Origin of the sequence: Enterococcus wangshanyuanii, from assembly GCF_002197645.1 — a bacterium.
GTDB lineage: Bacteria > Bacillota > Bacilli > Lactobacillales > Enterococcaceae > Enterococcus_L > Enterococcus_L wangshanyuanii.
Window position 1 is genome coordinate 1,282,937 of record NZ_CP021874.1, and the last position, 16,109, is coordinate 1,299,045.

Annotated in this window: 17 protein-coding genes; 4 read left to right on the top strand and 13 right to left on the bottom strand. The window is 37.7% G+C overall.

The features are described from left to right. Window positions 1-38: 38 nt before the first annotated feature. The 4 genes from CC204_RS06125 to CC204_RS06140 all read right to left on the bottom strand — a co-directional run bounded on the left by CC204_RS06125 (window position 39) and on the right by CC204_RS06140 (window position 3,280). A complete protein-coding gene (locus CC204_RS06125) occupies window positions 39-260 on the bottom strand; it encodes a YneF family protein (protein WP_010764461.1) in 222 nt (73 codons plus the stop codon). Between the two features lie 256 nt (window positions 261-516). After that, window positions 517-1,410, bottom strand: a complete 894-nt coding sequence (locus CC204_RS06130) for a deoxyribonuclease IV (RefSeq protein ID WP_088269374.1) — start codon at window positions 1,408-1,410, stop codon at window positions 517-519. 729 nt (window positions 1,411-2,139) lie between these two features. Further along, window positions 2,140-2,592: a DUF1801 domain-containing protein gene (locus CC204_RS06135; protein ID WP_088269375.1), complete on the bottom strand. Its 453-nt coding sequence runs from the start codon at window positions 2,590-2,592 to the stop codon at window positions 2,140-2,142. Between the two features lie 16 nt (window positions 2,593-2,608). Continuing rightward, entirely contained in the window at window positions 2,609-3,280 is a 672-nt protein-coding gene (locus CC204_RS06140; protein ID WP_088269376.1) for a YdeI/OmpD-associated family protein, read from the bottom strand. Between the two features lie 137 nt (window positions 3,281-3,417). Between CC204_RS06140 and CC204_RS06145 the strand changes: the two genes are divergently transcribed. Further along, a complete protein-coding gene (locus CC204_RS06145; protein WP_088269377.1) occupies window positions 3,418-3,759 on the top strand; it encodes an iron chaperone in 342 nt (113 codons plus the stop codon). Window positions 3,760-3,941: 182 nt separating this feature from the next. Continuing rightward, window positions 3,942-6,383, top strand: coding sequence for a transglycosylase domain-containing protein (locus tag CC204_RS06150; protein ID WP_088269378.1), 2,442 nt, complete (start codon window positions 3,942-3,944; stop codon window positions 6,381-6,383). A 54-nt stretch (window positions 6,384-6,437) separates the two neighbouring features. Here the strand turns inward: CC204_RS06150 and ccpA are convergent, their stop codons facing one another. Further along, a complete protein-coding gene (ccpA, locus tag CC204_RS06155) occupies window positions 6,438-7,439 on the bottom strand; it encodes a catabolite control protein A (RefSeq protein WP_088269379.1) in 1,002 nt (333 codons plus the stop codon). A gap of 213 nt (window positions 7,440-7,652) precedes the next feature. Between ccpA and CC204_RS06160 the strand changes: the two genes are divergently transcribed. Next, window positions 7,653-8,753 carry an aminopeptidase P family protein gene (locus tag CC204_RS06160; RefSeq protein WP_088269380.1) on the top strand — a complete coding sequence of 367 codons (1,101 nt, stop codon included), beginning with the start codon at window positions 7,653-7,655 and terminating at the stop codon, window positions 8,751-8,753. A 44-nt stretch (window positions 8,754-8,797) separates the two neighbouring features. On the opposite strand, the gene CC204_RS06165 is transcribed toward CC204_RS06160, so the two are convergent. The 6 genes from CC204_RS06165 to hprK form a co-directional block, all read right to left on the bottom strand. Next, window positions 8,798-9,385, bottom strand: coding sequence for a YtxH domain-containing protein (locus CC204_RS06165; protein ID WP_088269381.1), 588 nt, complete (start codon window positions 9,383-9,385; stop codon window positions 8,798-8,800). Between the two features lie 21 nt (window positions 9,386-9,406). Beyond that, on the bottom strand, window positions 9,407-9,847 hold the full coding sequence (locus CC204_RS06170; protein WP_087641304.1) for a DUF948 domain-containing protein: 441 nt from the start codon (window positions 9,845-9,847) through the stop codon (window positions 9,407-9,409). Window positions 9,848-10,043: 196 nt separating this feature from the next. Next, window positions 10,044-10,940 carry a UTP--glucose-1-phosphate uridylyltransferase GalU gene (galU, locus tag CC204_RS06175; protein WP_088269382.1) on the bottom strand — a complete coding sequence of 299 codons (897 nt, stop codon included), beginning with the start codon at window positions 10,938-10,940 and terminating at the stop codon, window positions 10,044-10,046. 18 nt (window positions 10,941-10,958) lie between these two features. Then, complete coding sequence (locus CC204_RS06180) at window positions 10,959-11,975, bottom strand: NAD(P)H-dependent glycerol-3-phosphate dehydrogenase (RefSeq protein ID WP_088269383.1); 1,017 nt, start codon at window positions 11,973-11,975, stop codon at window positions 10,959-10,961. 136 nt (window positions 11,976-12,111) lie between these two features. Then, entirely contained in the window at window positions 12,112-12,942 is an 831-nt protein-coding gene (gene lgt, locus CC204_RS06185; RefSeq protein WP_088269384.1) for a prolipoprotein diacylglyceryl transferase, read from the bottom strand. Between the two features lie 287 nt (window positions 12,943-13,229). After that, the gene (hprK, locus tag CC204_RS06190) at window positions 13,230-14,168 is read right to left on the bottom strand and encodes an HPr(Ser) kinase/phosphatase (protein WP_088269385.1); all 939 of its coding nucleotides are present in this window, start codon (window positions 14,166-14,168) and stop codon (window positions 13,230-13,232) included. A gap of 201 nt (window positions 14,169-14,369) precedes the next feature. On the opposite strand from hprK, the gene CC204_RS06195 reads away from it, so the two are divergent. Beyond that, the gene (locus CC204_RS06195) at window positions 14,370-15,338 is read left to right on the top strand and encodes a GIY-YIG nuclease family protein (protein ID WP_088269386.1); all 969 of its coding nucleotides are present in this window, start codon (window positions 14,370-14,372) and stop codon (window positions 15,336-15,338) included. Window positions 15,339-15,373: 35 nt separating this feature from the next. Here the strand turns inward: CC204_RS06195 and CC204_RS06200 are convergent, their stop codons facing one another. Continuing rightward, window positions 15,374-15,739, bottom strand: a complete 366-nt coding sequence (locus CC204_RS06200; RefSeq protein ID WP_088269387.1) for a phage holin family protein — start codon at window positions 15,737-15,739, stop codon at window positions 15,374-15,376. Further along, entirely contained in the window at window positions 15,739-16,062 is a 324-nt protein-coding gene (locus CC204_RS06205; protein WP_087641297.1) for a PspC domain-containing protein, read from the bottom strand. Before CC204_RS06205 ends, CC204_RS06200 begins: the two co-directional genes overlap by 1 nt. Window positions 16,063-16,109 lie beyond the last annotated feature (47 nt).

Sequence of the window (16,109 nt, forward strand, 5' to 3'; positions counted from 1 at the left end):
CGTTGTGCTCTTGAAATCTGAATAGCTTCTAAAAGAACCTATTTGTCGCCTTGGTTCTTCATTTGCTGCATCATTTGACGTATCTTCTTCTCAGAAGGTTTTTGTCCCATAGACATCATCATCATTCGTAACATATCCTCATTAACGGGAGGATTCTTTTTAAAGTAATCTTGCATATATTTGCGCGCAAGGAAAAATCCGCCTGCTGCACCTGCTAATAAAGCGATAATCGCGATTAACACTACTAAACCTGTTGACATATAAATCTCTCCTTTCTCATAGAAAAGCCAGACAAAAGTTTCTGCACTCTAAACCAATTACGCAGTCAATGCTTTTGTTGAACTCATTATTTCTAATTTTATTGAGGACTTTATCCTCTTTTTAATGAAATTGCTCTCAAGAAATCATTTTACTAGAAAGCTGGTGAAAAGAAAAGCTATTTTACTATATTATTCACAAGAAATTTATGAATAGCCATTTCTCATATTTGCTGCAGATAAAATGACTGTAGCATTTTTATTTTTGTGCTTCTATTTTCTCTAACAAATCTGGATCGAATGTTTGCGATTTTAACATAGCAATCTCATAGCCATAAGGTGCTTTACTTGTCTTTTTATCTGCACCAACATAAGGCGTTTCTAAAATTTTTGGCAGTTCTGTCAATGTTTCATGATGAACGACTTTGTTCAATGCATCAAACCCGATCGTTCCAAAACCGATATTTGCATGACGATCTTTATGAGACCCCATCGGATTTTTAGAATCATTCACATGAACGACTTTCAAGCGATCTAACCCGATAATTTTGTCAAATTCTTCCAAGACACCATCAAAATCCTCTTTTACATTATAACCAGCATCGTTGATATGGCATGTATCCATCGTTACCGATAATTTGTCATTTAATGTAACGCCTTCGATGATCGTCGCTAATTCTTCAAATGTCCGCCCCAGCTCAGTCCCTTTACCAGCCATTGTTTCTAACGCGATCTGTGGAACTTGCTCTTTCCAAAGCACTTCATCTAAACCTTTGATAATTTGTTTTAACCCAGCATCGACACCAGCTCCAACGTGAGCTCCCGGATGCAGGGTAATTTGTGTGGCGCCTAAAGCTTGTGCTCGTTCAATTTCCTGACGTAAAAAAGCCGTTGCAAAACCAAAATTTTCTACTTTGATCGTATTACCTAAATTAATTATATATGGTGCATGAACAACGATATTGCTCAAATGATGCTCAGCCATAAATTTTTGACCTGCCTCTATATTCATCTCTTCAATTGGTTTACGGCGCGTATTTTGAGGTGCACCTGTATAGATCATAAACGTTGTAGCATCATAACTAGCAGCCTCCTCAGCAGCTCCTAATAACATTTTTTTACCACTCATACTCACATGCGAACCTAATAACATAAAAATCCTCCTTAAAATAAAAGCGGAACAAATCGCTTAATCCTGTAGAAAATTAGGAAATTGACTTTGTGGTGTCCTTTGCCACACTGGCAATTTATCTATTTTCCTAAGGATTGATTTGTGCAGCTGGATAACATAAATGATCAACACTTTCTTCGAAAGTCTTGTACTGTTCATCATCAACTCAATTTCTTTCGTTGTGATTCTCAGCAAAAGCGGAATGAGCCTGTTTAGTCTCGACTAGAAAATAGGAAAACATGACTGAGGTGCTTTTTGCCTCATTCAGGTTTTATCTTTTTCTCGAGAGACTGGCTCATACAGCTGGATAAAACAAATGTTCAACACTTTCTTGCGAAAGTCTTGTACTGTTCATCATCAGCTCAATTTCTTTCGCTGTGATTCTCAGCAAAAGCGGAACAGGTCACTTAGCCTTGACCGGAAAATAGGAAAAATGAAATGTGGCGCTTTTTGTCACAATTCATTTTTATCTTTTTCCAGAAAGGCTGAGCTGTGCAGCTAGATAATATAAATGATCAACACTTTCTTTGAAAGTCTTGTACTGTTCATCATCAGCTCAACATCTTTCGCTGTGATTCTCAGCAAATGATCCACTACGAATGTCTCGTATTGACCTATATCAGTTCATCTCTTTCACTGTGTTCCACAGTACACCCATCCTCTAAAAGAGTACGTGAATCACTGATAAAAGACAATCTTTTTGCTTCTTGATCACTGTCCTTTTTTCGTTTTATATCGACTATAGCTGGCAATCCATTCATCCATCGAGATTTTACTCACCAATTCTCCGATCAACGCATAAGGAATCGTCTTCGTATTTGTAAATCGAATACAGCTCTTTCCCATATTCAATTTAGTTGGAACTGTTTGTTTATATTCTTCTTGAAACCATTGTAGTAACTCTTTATTTCCCATGATTCCCATATGATAAAGTGCAAGATGCTTTTTCTGAGCGCCCAGACTAATAAACGGCAATGGTTCATCGTTACGATTCAAATAGCCTTCTGGAAAAATACTTAGCGGTACCACATAAGTTGGCATGCCATACTGCATCTGTAAGACAAAACCCTCAGGTATATTTTCAGCAATAGTTTGAGCCAACATTTTATATGCAGCTTGCCACTTCTCATCTACCTCTTCAACATATTCTTCTATTTGCTCCATAACTTCTCTCCATTTTTTATTTTGATAAAGATTGACGATACAACTCTTTTGATTTAAACCCTTTTTCCAAAATATCGATCATTTCTGCTTTTCTCTTATCCTGTGTTGTTTGCTGTTTTGCACTAAAAATATATCTTGCCCAATCTCTTTTGTATCCTGGCGTCAAACCATCGAATAGTACTTTCGCTTTTGACTGTTTTTCTAAAAGTTTTTCGACTTGAGGGATAAATTGAACATAATCCTCCACCCTCGCACTAGTAGCCTTTGAATTAGGTGCTTTTCTTTCAGTATTTTTCAAACCAGTTACTGTAAACACTTCATCTAAGCTGACCATCCGATTAAATTTCAATGTACTTTTCCCTACGTACCCGTCACTATCGTCTACGTCTAAAGCTGGAAAAATTTCATCCCGATGAACAAAGGTTGAATATCTTTTATTCCCTTTTTTTGGATAGGCAACAAAAAGGACGCCCTCTTTATTCAGCAGTTCTTTTTCTATCGTTACATGTACAACTTTCTTAAACTCTTCCATCGTCTTCACAAATACAAACAAAAAATCTACAGGCTTAGTAGGAAAATCCAGCTGTGCGTCCTTTAATTCAGTCAGATAACTTTCATCGGGACGATCGACGATTGCTTTTGTTGGGTATGTCATTAATTTCAATTTTTCAGTGACCGATTTTGCCATGCTCTCATCCTTTTATTTAATTAAATAGTTATTGCTAGTGTAACATAAATGTGTAAAGCTTTTACAACCAAAAACAAACGATAACTGATTGTTACGTGATATACTAAAAGAAACAAATTAGAAAGTAGGAAATAACGATGACCGTCATTGAAACCTATATCTCTGAATGCCCACCAGAACGTCAAGAAAAGTTACAACAATTATATAACCAAATCAAGGAGCTAGTTCCCCAAGCAACGGAAAAAATGGCCTATGGCATGCCTACCTTCTATTTAAATGGAAATTTAGTTCACTTTGCTAATGCTAAAAATCACATAGGATTTTATCCTGCACCTTCTGCAATTACAGCATTTAAAGAAGAATTATCAGTGTATAAGACAAGTAAAGGAGCAATTCAGTTTCCTTTAGATTCGCCTTTACCGATGGACTTGATCAAAGAAATCGTTTTGTTTCGTGTCGGTGAGAATACACAATCTTGATGCCAAAATGGACGAATACTACTCGTCCATTTTATTCTTTTTTTGAACTATGTGTAAAACTTTTACGATGCTTACTATTAAGTTTTTATATTTAAAATTATAGAAACATTTGAACAACTGTTCATTATAGAGTTTTTTTGCTATAATATCACGGAATGTAACATTTTATTGAGGTGAAGCTTTTGGATAATCAGAATAATTCCAATCAAACGGAACGACATTCTTATAAGATACCTGAAAAGAAAAAGATCATTATGGGCTTTAACGTGGTTATTCGTGTTTTGCAGTCCTTGTTTGTCTTTTTAGTTGTCATGCTGTTGTTAGGCGGTGCATTAGGTTTAGGGATCGGTATGGGCTATTTTGCCTTTCTTGTAGAAGACACTGAACCACCAACCAAAGAAGAGCTTCAAACTGAGATCAGTGATATCACTGAAGTTTCTAAAATGACGTATGCTGATGGCACAAATATTGCCATGATCAAATCTGATTTGGTGCGAACTAGGGTGGATAGTGAACATATTTCTCCTCTATTAAAAAAAGCGATCATCTCTACCGAGGATGAATATTTTGAAGAACACAAAGGAGTCGTACCAAAGGCCGTGATTCGTGCCCTTGTATCTGACGCCACAGGGATCGGCGGTTCTTCCGGCGGTTCGACTTTAACACAGCAACTAGTCAAGCAACAGATTTTAACAGACGAAACAACCTTCAAGCGAAAAGCAAATGAAATCCTGTTAGCGTATCGTATTGAAAACTATTTTTCAAAAGATGAAATCGTCACAACTTATTTGAACGTTTCTCCTTTCGGGCGTAATAATAAAGGTGAAAACATCGCAGGTGTCGAAGAAGCAGCGAAAGGTCTTTTTGGAAAAAGTGCAAATGATCTAACCTTAGCCCAAGCGGCCTTTATTGCCGGTCTTCCGCAAAGTCCGATCATCTATACGCCATATACAAATACAGGCGAGCTGAAGGATGATGAAAACCTTTCATATGGTATGAAACGAAAAGATTTTGTACTGTTCAGTATGTATCGAGAAAAAGCGATCACTAAAGAAGAATACGATGCAGCTAAAAGCTATGATCTAAAACAAGATTTCCAACCACAGCAAGCAGCCAACCAAAATACTGAAGGCTACTTATATTATGCTGTTTTAGACAAAGCCGTTGAAGCAATCATGGATATCAACATCGAAAAAGCGGGTGTCAAAAAAGAAGAGTTAGATGAGTTGGGACTTTCACAATATGAAGAACAGGCCCGCAGAGAAATCCAAAATCGTGGGTATACGATTCAATCTACGATTGATCAAACCGTTTATGACACGATGCAAAATGCAGTTGCTGCCTATGGATATATGCTTGATGATGGTTACGGCGCGGGTCTTGTTGAAACAGGAAATGTACTGATGGATAACCAAACTGGTAAAATCATAGGTTTTGTAGCGGGACGTGATTATAATGTCAGCCAAAGTAATCACGCGCTAGATACTGTTCGACAAGTTGGTTCGACCATCAAGCCGATTTCCGTTTACGGTCCGGCAATCGATCAGGGAATGATCGGTTCTGAGAGCCGTTTAGCCAACTATCCCACTTCTTACAGAGATGGTCGGGAATTGACGAATGCTACAAATTCCGGTACAAATACTTTTGATACTGTTCGCTATTCATTGGAATGGTCATACAACATTCCAGTGTATCACTTAAATGAAGCGATGAAACAACAAATGGGTGATGATAATTTTTCTTATAATCAGTATTTAAGCAAAATGAATTATCCCGCATCTGACGCTTGGGCTTATGAGTCCGCACCATTAGGAGCTGTGGAAGCAACCGTACTTACTCAAACAAACGGATTCCAAACCTTAGCAAATAAAGGACAGTACCAAAAAGGCTACATGATCGATAAAATCACAGACAACAGTGGTAAAGTCATCTATGAACATAAAAATGAACCTGTGCAGGTATACTCTCAAGCAACTGCTTCTATTATGAATGATATGATGCGCTCTGTTCTGGATTCAAAGATAACCACGCCATTTAAACCTACTGTTTCTGGACTAAATCCTGATTTAGCGAATGTAGACTGGATCGGTAAAACAGGAACGACAGATTATTACAAAGACTCTTGGCTGGTTGTTTCTACACCGACAATCACATTAGGTTCTTGGACGGGCTATGATATTCCTACTGCAATGAGCCCAAATAGCGGTGATCAAAATAGTAACTATCTTGCTAACCTAATCAATGCTGTCTATTCTGTTAGACCAGATTTATTCGGAGTAGGGCAAAAATTCACCCTTTCAGATGATGTCATTAAATCGACCGTCTCTAGTTTTACTGGTGAAAAGCCTGGAACATTCACTTATAATGGTGGTACTTACACGGCTCCTGGTCCAAATACAGAATCACTTTATGCCAAAGACGGTGCGCCGAAGAGCCAATATAAATTTGGTTACGGTGGATCAGATGCTAATTATAGTGCTTACTGGGGCCGTTATGCTACATCGGGTTCTAATAATTCTAGAACAACAACACCGTCATCATCGAATTCGAATAACACAACGCCTTCTTCTTCTGAGAAAAAAGAAGACGATAAAAAAGAGGATGACAAAAAAGAGAATAATTAAAAAATACCGACAACTGAGTGCTCAGTTGTCGGTATTTTTATCAAATAAATTCGATTATTTTGTCGATCCTTTTTGATCCATACCATAAGGTAAGATAACAGTTTTATCTTCGATTTCTTCTTTATTCATTAATTTTGTCAATAAACGCATAGAAACAGCACCGATATCATATAACGGTTGTGTCACGCTTGAAAGACGTGGACGAGATACTTCTGTCAGTAATGAGTTGTTGCTTGTGACGATTTCAAAATCTTCTGGTACTTTGATCCCAGCATCGATCATACCATCTAATAAACCGATCGCTAATTCATCATCAGTCACATAAGCAGCAGTTGCCCCACTATTACGAACACGTTCAGCTAAGGCGATTCCGTCTTTGAATTTATATTCAGATTCAAAAATAAGCCCTTCACTGTACGTTAACCCATTATCTGCTAATGCTTGTTTGTAGCCTTTCATGCGGTTTTGTCCATTAATTGGATCGATCAGCGCACCACTGACAAATGCGATTTTTTTGTTGCCATTTTTTGCCAGCATCGTTGTTGCATCTTTCGTTGCTTCTGCATAATCGATATTCACACTACCAACTTGTTCATCAGGATCGATTGAACCTGCCAAAACAACAGGTGTTTTAGAGCGTGAAAACTCTCCACGAATCTCATCTGTGATATGATGTCCCATAAAAATGATTCCATCGACTTGTTTTGCTAAAAGATTATTCAATACATTGACTTCTTTTTGATCGTTGCCGTCAGAATTTGCTAAAATAATATTGTACTTGTACATCGTCGCTACGTCATCGATTCCTCGTGCTAATGAAGCAAAAAAGATATTGCTCACATCCGGAATGATCACGCCAACAGTTGTTGTCTTTTTACTTGCTAAACCACGAGCAACTGCATTAGGACGATAGTCTAAACGGTCGATAACTTCCAAGACTTTTTTCCGAGTAGCTGGCTTCACATTAGGGTTACCATTCACTACACGCGATACGGTTGCCATAGATACATTTGCTTCACGAGCAACATCATAAATCGTAATTGTTTGTTTTTCCATGATTATTCTCCTAAATAATTATAATTTTTCTATTTTCTGAAAACGCTGTTTACATTTCTCACTAAGAATAGCAGACTTTTTTTGTTTTTGCAACCGTTTTAATCTCATTTTCATGAAAATTTACTATATATTTCAAAAAGCGCTTTACGTGTTTTCGTGGTATGATAAAGATACAATTTTCTTATCATCAGTTTTGCAGAAAGAAGGAGAGTTATGAATCAAGAAAAAATCAATGACTTAAAAAAATGGATGGAAATAGAACAAATCGATCTGACCTATATCAGTGATCCTGGTCACATTGCGTATTTTTCCGGCTATCACAGTGATCCTCACGAAAGAGTTTTAGCTTTGTTTATTTCATTGAACAGCGGATCATTCTTATTCACCCCAGCATTAGAAGTTGAGGATGCTGAAAATAGTTCTTGGAGTGAACCCGTCTATGGTTACTTAGATAGTGAAGATCCATGGGAAAAAATCACTCAGCTGATCAAGAAAAATGGCAATCCACGTAAAATAGCTACAGAAAAAGAAGCGTTGAGTGTTTCTCGCTTCGAACGCTTGAACCAAGCATTTCCTTCAAGTGATTTTTCAATCAGTGTCACTCCTGTCATTGAAAAACTACAGCTTTTAAAAACACCTACTGAAGTGAACAAACTGATGGAAGCCGGAAATTGGGCCGATGTGGCATTAGAAATTGGATTTAAAGCGATTGCTGAAGGAGCTAAAGAACAGGAGATCCTTGCTGAAATTGAATATCAATTGAAACGTCAGGGTATCCGTTCTATGAGTTTTGATACGCTAGTCTTAACTGGAAAAAATGCTGCAAGTCCACATGGAAACCCTGGAAATACAGCTGTTGCCAAACAGGATCTTGTTTTGTTTGATTTAGGTGTTGTCTATAATGGCTATTGTAGTGACGTAACTAGAACTGTCGCTTATAAAGAACCAACAGATTTCCAAAAAGAAATTTATTCCATTGTTTTAGAAGCGCAGTTAAAAGCTATGGATGCTGTAAAACCTGGTGTGACAGCTGGTGAATTAGATGATGTCGCTCGGGGTGTGATCAGCGGTTATGGTTATGGAGAATATTTTAATCACCGTCTAGGTCATGGAATCGGAACGACTGTTCACGAATATCCTTCTCTGGTTACCGGTAATGACTTAGTGATAGAAGAAGGTATGTGTTTCTCTATTGAACCCGGTATTTACATCCCAGGCAAAGTCGGCGTACGGATCGAAGATTGTCTTCATGTGACTAAAACAGGCTGTGAAGCCTTTACAAAAACCACAAAAGAACTACAAATCATCGATTAATACGAAAAAAAGCCGAAACTCTTCAAGGAGTCTCGGCTTTTTTATTATGATTTAATATTTTCAGCAGTTTCTTTCGCAATTTTTTTCGTATCTTGTTTTGCTTCCTCTACTTTTTCAGGAACATCTTTTGTTACTTCTTTCGCTTCAGATACCCCTTCTGACACAGTCTCTTTTGCTTTTTTCGCTGATTCTTTCACATCGATAAAAATATCATCTGAAGCATCTTCAGCGATATCACCTAATTCATCTACTGAATCATTCACGTCTTGTGCAGTCTTTTTAAAACGATCAGATAGCTCTCCAGTTTGTTTTTTGAATGATTCCAAGACGTTATCTGATACTCCTTGTGCTTTACCAAAAGAGTCTTTTGTTTTATCTTTGACATTGCCAGCTAAATCACCTGCTTGTTCTCCTAAAGCACTTGCTTTTTCTTTTGCAATCGAAGAAAGCTCAGCTCCTTTTTGAGCGGCATAGTCTGTGTAGTCTGTTGCTTTGTCTTTTAAGTCATCCGCTTGGTTTGCTAAATCCTCACGTAATTCTTTTCCAGATTTTGGTGCTAATAATAGTGCTGCCACTGCTGCTGCAGTTCCACCGATGATTGCTCCTAAGAAAAATCCACCTTTTTTTGCCATCGTTATTCCTCCATTATTTTTTTATTTTGTTGGTTCAATTTTTGTTTTCTTTTTCGGGCGAAAAGCTTTAAATGCCGCCCCACCTACTTTACTTACTACACCAGCTTTCGCCGTTGTTTTTCCCACGGAGCCTACTTTACCTAGTAAATTTCTACTTGAGTAATTCAAATCAGACACACTTTCACTCAACTCCGCTACTGCTGCAAATAATGGATCGATCGTTGCCACTTTCTTGTTGACATCTTCGATCAATTCGTTACTTTTTACTAAAAGTCCCTCTACTTGTCTAGATAAAATATCCACATCTTTCGTCACGATTTCGATTGTTTTATTTGCTTCATCAACTGTTGTTGAAACCTTTTCTACAGTTTTGCCAATTTTGATCAATACTAAAATAATGAAAACGACTAATACAGCAAATGCTACTGCTGCAATAACTGCTGCTACCTCTCCACCTGTCATATTTCTGCTCCTCTCCACAATTGTTATACACTTTTAGAATAACATCAACTAGCTTTTTTCTCAAATTATTCAGTTACTTTATTTTTTCAATTATAACAATTTAACCTGAAACTCTCCATCTTCCTTTGTAGTTTTTCGTAAAATAATAAAAAAGACAGAACAATTGTCCTGTCTTTCATCATAATACTAATTTATGCTATTTCTTTTTTGATGCTTGCTCTTTCGAAAGCTCTTCACCTAGCTCAATAATATAGTTACGAAGATTGTCTTTTACCTCTGGGTGAATTAAGCCATACTCAATACTGGTTTTCATAAAACCAAATTTATCGCCTACATCATAACGTTTTCCTGTGAATTCACGTGCAAATACACGTTGTGTTTTATTCAACGTATCGATTGCATCCGTCAATTGAATTTCTCCACCTGCACCAGGCTCTTGCGTTTCAAGCACATGGAAAATTTCTGGTGTTAGTAAGTAACGTCCGATAATCGCTAAGTCACTCGGCGCTTCTTCTGGTGTCGGTTTTTCAACGAAACTATTCACATTATATAAGCCATTTGAAACTTCTGCTTCTGGATTGATAATACCGTATTTTGATGTTTCTTCATGAGGTACTTTCATCACTGCTATCGTTGACGCATGAGTTGAATCATAATCGTTCATCAATTGCTTAGATAGAGGAATCTTATCTTCCATAATGTCATCGCCCAACATGACAACAAATGGTTCATTTCCAACAAAAGCCTTTGCCTGTAATACTGCATGACCTAATCCTTTTGGATGAGATTGGCGAATAAAATGAAGGTTGACGTCCGTCGTTTCTTCTACTAATTTTAATAATTCTGTTTTATTTTTCTCACGAAGATTACTCTCTAATTCAAAATTTGCATCAAAATGATCCTCGATCGGACGTTTTGCCTTACCTGTAACGATCAAGATATCTTCGATACCAGAAGCCAATGCTTCTTCTACGATAAATTGAATCGTCGGCTTATCAACGATCGGCAGCATCTCTTTTGCCATAGCTTTGGTCGCTGGTAAAAACCTTGTACCCAGCCCAGCTGCCGGGATAACCGCTTTTCTTACTTTCATTTTATCTTTCCTCCTACTTTATACAGAAAACTCATTTTCTGTTTTCCCATCACGCAACATGATCTCTTTTGCTGCTTGCTTCACGTCCTTGCCTTCATACAGCACACTATAAATGGCCGCTGTTATCGGCATTTCAACGTTTAATTGTTGTGCCAGTTCATAAGCCGCTTTTGTTGTCGAAACCCCTTCAACGATCATGCCCATGTTTTCAAGAACTTCCTCTAAACTATGTCCTTTTCCAAGCAGATTTCCTGCTCGCCAGTTACGAGAGTGGACGCTTGTACATGTCACGATCAAATCACCTACACCACTCAAGCCGATAAACGTTAATGGATTAGCACCCATTGCCACACCCAAACGGCTGATTTCTGCCAAGCCACGAGTCATGATCGCAGCTTTGGCATTATCACCAAAGCCTAGACCATGAATAGCTCCTGCTCCTAAAGCAATGATATTTTTTAATGCTGCACCTGTTTCGACACCGATCACATCATCATTTGTATAAATTCTAAAATAATCATTCATAAATAATTGCTGAACATAGCAAGCTTGGTCTAAATCTTCACATGCAGCAGTAATTGTTGTAATATCGTGTACAGCAACTTCTTCTGCATGACTTGGTCCAGATAAAACAACCACGCCACGACGCTTTTCAGCTGGTATCTCTTCCATCAATACCTCAGAAATCCGTTTATGGCTGCCTTGCTCCAAGCCTTTACTAGCATGTATGATCAATGGTTGATTTTTACATTTCGCTGTAAATTCCTGTGCAACAGAACGAATTGCTTTAGTTGGGACCACGAATAAAACAGCATCTACGTTGTCGATGCACTCTTCCAATGATAACGTTCCTTGAATAGATTCTGGAATCACCAGATCAGGAAGATAGTGTTGATTGGTATGATGCATATTGATTTCATCAATTTGTGCTTTATTATTGCCCCAAATGCGAACCTCATGGCCATCCTCTGCTAAAACTTGTGCCAATGCTGTTCCCCATGAACCAGGACCTAAGACAGCAACTTTTTGTTTCATTGGTGAAAATCTCCTTTACAGAAAAGCTGAGCTAAATATCATCAGCCTTTATTTATAATTACTTACTAAATTTACTACTTTTATTACTTTCATACCCAATCTATATTTTACCATAGCACAGCCATAATAGGCAGTTCTATTCTGCTTTTTTTATCGTTCCTTTTTCCCGATCATAAAACTTGATCGCTCCTTTTTTGCGACGGAAAATCATTAAGCCGATCGCACCGAAAAACAGCACAAGTGACACTAATTGAGAAACTCTGATACTGCCAAATGCATATAGACTATCTGTCCGCATGCCTTCAATAAAGAAGCGGCCAAATGAATACCAGATAATGTAACCTAAAAATACCTCTCCTTCTTTCAAGAAATTTTTCTTTCTTCTCAAAAGAACTAAAACAATAAAACCTAAAACATTCCAAATAGACTCGTATAAGAACGTCGGCTGATGATAGGTGCCGTCAATATTCATATTGTCGATGATAAATTTAGGCAAATGCAGTCCCTCTAAAAAACTGCGTGTTGTTGCTGGACCATATGCTTCATGATTCATGAAATTTCCCCAACGTCCGATAGCCTGAGCTAAAATCACACTAGGTGCTGCGATATCCAAAAATGTCCAAGTTGAGATAAACCGATGTCTTGCAAAGAAGAATAACGCCAAACCTCCTCCGATCAAGCCGCCGTAAATTGCTAAACCACCATTTCTAGTCAAAATGATTTCTATCGGATTATCTACATAATCCTGCCACTGAAAAATGACATAATACAAACGGGCACCAACGATCGCACTCGGCAAGCCCCATAACATAAAATCGATCACATCATCTTCTTTTAAACCGACACGAACTGCTTCTCTACTACTTAGCCAAACAGCTAGTACTATTCCTGATACAATAATAATTGCATACCAGTAAACTGCTATTCCAAAAAGATTGAATGCAACTGGATTTACCTGACCTAACATTTGGCTACCTCCTTGAATTAAAAGCTGAACAGGCTCGTATAGCTCTGACTGAAAAATAGGAAAATAAGTTTGTGGCGCTTTTTGACACACACTTAGTTTATCTTTTTTCCGAAGAGCTGGCCTGTGAAGCTAGATTGAATTAAAAGCTGAAAGAGCTCTTTATACCTCGAATGGAAAATAGGAAAAAATGATTGAGGCGTTCTTTGCCTCACTCACTTTTTTATCTTTTTCCCGAGAGATTAGCTCTTGAAACTAAATTATTTTTAAGATTCGAATATTTTTGTACATTAAACGTTTCCTGAATTTTCTTCGATCAAACGTGTCAATCGTTCTTCAAATGCTTTCGTCGCATCATAGCCCATTGTTTTCGCACGGAAATTCATCGCAGCTACTTCAATGATGATCGCAACATTTCGACCTGTTTTTACAGGGATACGAATCTGTGGGACATCCACATTAGCAATCTCGATCATGGCATCATCTGAACCTAAGCGATCATATTTTTTATCCTTCTCCCACGCTTCTAGATACACAACCAGTTGAACCTGCATAAAGCCACGAACAGCACTGGCACCGAATAAATTCATTACATCAATGATCCCAATGCCGCGGATCTCGATTAGATGCTGCAGTATTTTTGGCGGCTCACCGATCACTGTCAGCTCATCCTGCTGATAGACGTCGACCCGATCATCTGCGATCAAGCGATGTCCACGTTTGATCAATTCTAATGCCGTTTCGCTCTTGCCGATGCCGCTATCACCTTGGATCAATACACCTAAACCATACACATCGACTAATACACCATGGATACTGCTTCTCACAGCTAAACGACCATCCAGATAACTGGAAATTTCACCCAATAATCGTGACGTCGAGATCGGTGAACGTAATACAGCTAACCCTTTTTCTTTCGCAGCCTGCACCATTTCTTCCGGAGCTTCTAATCCTCTAGAAATAATGAAGGCCGGCGTATCTTTCTCACATAAACGACGCATGACCATTAAGCGTTCTTCCGGCATCATCCGCTCAGCAAAGGTGATTTCTTTACTGCCGAATAATTGTAAGCGATTATGGGGATAATAATTAAAGTAACCAGTCAATTCTAAACCAGGACGTGAAATATCTCCTGTTGTGATCTCTCTATTTAAACTTTCTTCATCGCCATAAACGACTTCTAAAGAAAGCTTTTCTACCAGTTGATGAATTTTTACAACTTCTTCCATCTTCGTCATCCCTTCTTGTTCTCTACTCGTTTCATTTTATCATTTCGAGCAGGAAGTTACTAGCCATTAACAAGCAAGATTGTCCCTATTTGTTTTACACCATAAAGCAGCTTAGATCTGCTCATTGACTATCAACGATTAATTTGTATACTTAACTTGTATACCATCCATCAGCCAAAAAAATATGGGATGTGAGCCAGTATGAACGATACTTTGAAGAATCAGGCAAAGGAATTGCCACTTACGCCTGGTGTTTATTTAATGCAGGATAAACATGGAGACATCATCTATGTTGGCAAAGCAAAAAAATTACGCGAACGAGTCAGCAGTTACTTTATCAAAAATAAACAGCATTCTAAAAAAACATTGCGGATGATCCAACAATTGACAAGCTTTTATACGATCGATGTTCCAACTGAACTTGATGCTCTCTTATTAGAATGCGAGCTGATCCAAACTCATCGCCCCATTTATAACCGTCAGATGAACACATTCGAAAAGTATAAATATTTTGAGATCAATATAGAAGATAACGATATCCAACTCAATATCTTACCGGCTCCAACAGAAAAAAATTGCTTTGGCCCTTTCTCTATCCATAGAAAGCTTGATCAAGTGAAGCAAATTTTAGAAGAACTATACGGATTAAATAAAAATAATTATTGGCATCAAACCTTTTCGGATCAGTCAACAATTACTTTAGATAGAGACGTGATCATTAGAGAGCTGCTTGAAGCCTTTACTTTGAACGGTCGACAACCACAAAAGAGACTGGAAACAAACATGCTATTAGCTTCTGAGAATTTCTCATTTGAACGTGCTGGAAAAATGCATGAAGAATGGCAATTTCTAACTCGCTTTTTCAACCAAAATAAAAAGCTGATCCTCGCCAGCCAAACAGACTGGCAGCTGCTTTGGCTACCATATGATTCAAAAATAAAATATTATTTAATCTATCAAGGATTGGTCATCAGTAGTCGGATTTATACAAAACAGACGTTTCATAAATATACTGCGGCAGAACTAGCTCAAAAAATACTGCCTAAATCAAAACCGCCACACTTCAAACAATTTTCAAAAGACCAAGTCGATTTTATCAATATTTTATATAGCTATATCAATCAGCATAACGAATGCCGATTAATTGATTTGAATGATCCATTTGCATAAAAAAAGGATAAAACCAAACGAAAGTCGTCTGAGTTTTATCCTTTTTTACTATATTTATCTAAGTTGCGTTCACTAACGATTGCATTGACTAATGACATGATCACTGCCATTAAAATCGCTGCACCAAAACTTGAAAAACCAAAGTTCATTTCTCCTACAAAAGAGGAGGTCATTTTTAACATCGCTGCGTTTACAACAAAACTGAATAACCCAAAGGTAAGCAGTGTAAACGGCAATGACAAAATCGTTAGAACTGGTTTTACCAGCATGTTCAAAACAGAAAGTACAAAGGCCGCAATGATTGCCATGCCAATACTTCTTACAAAAATCATGTTAGGAAACATCACTGAGAGTGACACAAAGGTCAACGTATTAACAACTAAACGTTGAAAGTATGTCATTAGAAGTCACTCCAGTCATCATCATCCACTTTTTCAGCATTTTTTCTTGGTTTTTGTCCGTTTGCATATGGATTTGGATTACGAGTATTACGATTATAAGGGTTTTGATGTCCGTATCCGCCTTGATTATTACGTCTTCCAGAAGGAAGTAGGACAGCTAATGCGATATAAAGTAAAAAGCCGGGGAATCCTGCTGAGAATATTGCAAGAATCACATAAATCACACGAACGATCGTTGGATCTACACCGATCCATTCTGCAATCCCCGCTAAACTTCCTGTTAATACTACGTTATTAGAAGATTTCGTCAATGGTCTTTTCATTTTTTTCACCTCTCATCTTTATGATTTTACAATAGAATGGATGAAGA

What these genes read in the sequence shown, in the direction of transcription:
- CC204_RS06125 (WP_010764461.1), bottom strand. Translation starts at nt 260, where the DNA reads ATGTCAACAGGTTTAGTAGTGTTAATCGCGATTATCGCTTTATTAGCA.
- CC204_RS06130 (WP_088269374.1), bottom strand. Translation starts at nt 1,410, where the DNA reads ATGTTATTAGGTTCGCATGTGAGTATGAGTGGTAAAAAAATGTTATTA.
- CC204_RS06135 (WP_088269375.1), bottom strand. Translation starts at nt 2,592, where the DNA reads ATGGAGCAAATAGAAGAATATGTTGAAGAGGTAGATGAGAAGTGGCAA.
- CC204_RS06140 (WP_088269376.1), bottom strand. Translation starts at nt 3,280, where the DNA reads ATGGCAAAATCGGTCACTGAAAAATTGAAATTAATGACATACCCAACA.
- CC204_RS06145 (WP_088269377.1), top strand. Translation starts at nt 3,418, where the DNA reads ATGACCGTCATTGAAACCTATATCTCTGAATGCCCACCAGAACGTCAA.
- ccpA (WP_088269379.1), bottom strand. Translation starts at nt 7,439, where the DNA reads ATGGAAAAACAAACAATTACGATTTATGATGTTGCTCGTGAAGCAAAT.
- CC204_RS06160 (WP_088269380.1), top strand. Translation starts at nt 7,653, where the DNA reads ATGAATCAAGAAAAAATCAATGACTTAAAAAAATGGATGGAAATAGAA.
- CC204_RS06165 (WP_088269381.1), bottom strand. Translation starts at nt 9,385, where the DNA reads ATGGCAAAAAAAGGTGGATTTTTCTTAGGAGCAATCATCGGTGGAACT.
- CC204_RS06170 (WP_087641304.1), bottom strand. Translation starts at nt 9,847, where the DNA reads ATGACAGGTGGAGAGGTAGCAGCAGTTATTGCAGCAGTAGCATTTGCT.
- galU (WP_088269382.1), bottom strand. Translation starts at nt 10,940, where the DNA reads ATGAAAGTAAGAAAAGCGGTTATCCCGGCAGCTGGGCTGGGTACAAGG.
- CC204_RS06180 (WP_088269383.1), bottom strand. Translation starts at nt 11,975, where the DNA reads ATGAAACAAAAAGTTGCTGTCTTAGGTCCTGGTTCATGGGGAACAGCA.
- lgt (WP_088269384.1), bottom strand. Translation starts at nt 12,942, where the DNA reads ATGTTAGGTCAGGTAAATCCAGTTGCATTCAATCTTTTTGGAATAGCA.
- hprK (WP_088269385.1), bottom strand. Translation starts at nt 14,168, where the DNA reads ATGGAAGAAGTTGTAAAAATTCATCAACTGGTAGAAAAGCTTTCTTTA.
- CC204_RS06195 (WP_088269386.1), top strand. Translation starts at nt 14,370, where the DNA reads ATGAACGATACTTTGAAGAATCAGGCAAAGGAATTGCCACTTACGCCT.
- CC204_RS06200 (WP_088269387.1), bottom strand. Translation starts at nt 15,739, where the DNA reads ATGACATACTTTCAACGTTTAGTTGTTAATACGTTGACCTTTGTGTCA.
- CC204_RS06205 (WP_087641297.1), bottom strand. Translation starts at nt 16,062, where the DNA reads ATGAAAAGACCATTGACGAAATCTTCTAATAACGTAGTATTAACAGGA.